This is a genomic window from Candidatus Nanopusillus massiliensis (assembly GCF_920984865.1).
Genome location: NZ_OV100765.1, coordinates 202,063 through 203,433, shown reverse-complemented (window position 1 = coordinate 203,433; position 1,371 = coordinate 202,063). Strand labels below are relative to the sequence as shown.

Sequence of the window (1,371 nt, the reverse complement as noted above, 5' to 3'; positions counted from 1 at the left end):
ATATAATGCTGCTGAATTTGGATATTCAACTAAATCTTATTATTTTCCAATCTTATGCTCAATCAGTATTTCTTCTAATATATTCTTTGCCCTCTCGTCATATTCTAATTCGATTCTCTCAGCAATTCTATAATTTTCTCCATTTATTTTAATTTCTTTATATGAAACTTTTGCCTTTTCTTTTAAATAATTTAATAAGTATATAAAGTCTTGNNNACTTATATCTTTCCAGAAATATGTATATTTCTGTTGTAATGGAACATTTAATAATATAGATATCTTTAATGAATTGATAAAATCTGGTTTATTTTTTGTAGNATCTCTAATATAATTTTCCAAAGTATTTTTATCAATATCTAAATATTCTGATAATTTTTCTAGATTTTTTATTTCAAATAATTTTCTTGGTTTACAACATATCAAAAACAACTTCAAATCCATTTACTTTTTCTTTTGCATTTTTTTCAAATTCCAATATCCACCATTCTTCACAATATCCCAAAGGAACTAAAGGATGTCCATTATCTAAAAAATCTCCATATGTAAATAAAATATCACTCAAAAATAGTATTTTTTCTACCAAATTCTTATCAATTAATTCCTTTGCGGTTTTTTCATCTTTTACTTTTATTACAGATCCATCTTTTAATTTTACCACTGGAGGTTCAATTGTATCTGAAAATGTAACTGCAGAAGCTTTTCCAGAGTCTCTCTACAACAAATTGAGTTCCCCATGCTAAAAAGTTATCTGTTAAAATTGCAGCAGCTGGATGAATAGAAGATGCCTCATGTCCATTTGTCCTTGATTTCTCCATTCTTAATCTAAATCCACCCTTTGCAGATGGTAAGGAAAATATTGGTCTCCCAGCAGNTAATTGTTCTAAATATTTTGCATTTGGTTTTATTATTTCAGAAGAATCTGAAGAACCTCCATGTAATTTTTCTTGCAATTTTCTTAATTCATCTAACCAGGACCATCTCTTCCAAATTAAAATCTTTTGCAATCTTTGATAATTCTTTCCATATCTTTTTAGCTTTTTGACATATNNNNTCTGCAAGTACATGGATTGCTCCTCCTCNNATATAATTTGTTTCAACTCTTGGTAAATCTTTATATGCAGAAACTTCTATTTTTTCTGTAGGTTCTCCATTTATTTCAACTGGTAAATTTTTAACTGTAAACTCTATTTCTTCATTCTTTGGAGTATATTGTAAATGGGCTGCTCTCTTATAATCATAAGTTTCAATTATATATCTTTCAGTTTCATCTTCAGTAGGATCATATTTTTCATATCCAAATTTTCTTCTTAGAAAATCAGCAATTACAACTGAAAATGCCTGAGGGGTACCACCAGCAGATCTTACAGGTCC

Annotated in this window: 4 protein-coding genes (1 of these 4 only partly in view); all 4 read right to left on the bottom strand. The window is 28.2% G+C overall.

What is annotated here, in order from left to right:
- Positions 1-39 precede the first annotated feature (39 nt).
- Positions 40-441: a hypothetical protein gene (locus tag LUA84_RS04085; RefSeq protein ID WP_457913282.1), complete on the bottom strand. Its 402-nt coding sequence runs from the start codon at positions 439-441 to the stop codon at positions 40-42.
- Positions 410-658 carry a hypothetical protein gene (locus LUA84_RS04080; protein WP_256443487.1) on the bottom strand — a complete coding sequence of 83 codons (249 nt, stop codon included), beginning with the start codon at positions 656-658 and terminating at the stop codon, positions 410-412. The genes LUA84_RS04085 and LUA84_RS04080 overlap by 32 nt, the downstream gene beginning before the upstream one ends.
- Positions 659-665: 7 nt before the next feature.
- Complete coding sequence (locus tag LUA84_RS04075) at positions 666-1,064, bottom strand: hypothetical protein (protein ID WP_457913281.1); 399 nt, start codon at positions 1,062-1,064, stop codon at positions 666-668.
- Positions 961-1,371, bottom strand: partial view of a hypothetical protein gene (locus LUA84_RS04070; protein WP_457913335.1) — the 3' portion only. 198 nt of this gene lie beyond the right edge of the window; only the last 411 of its 609 coding nucleotides appear in the window; its start codon lies off the right edge, out of view; its stop codon occupies positions 961-963. Before LUA84_RS04070 ends, LUA84_RS04075 begins: the two co-directional genes overlap by 104 nt.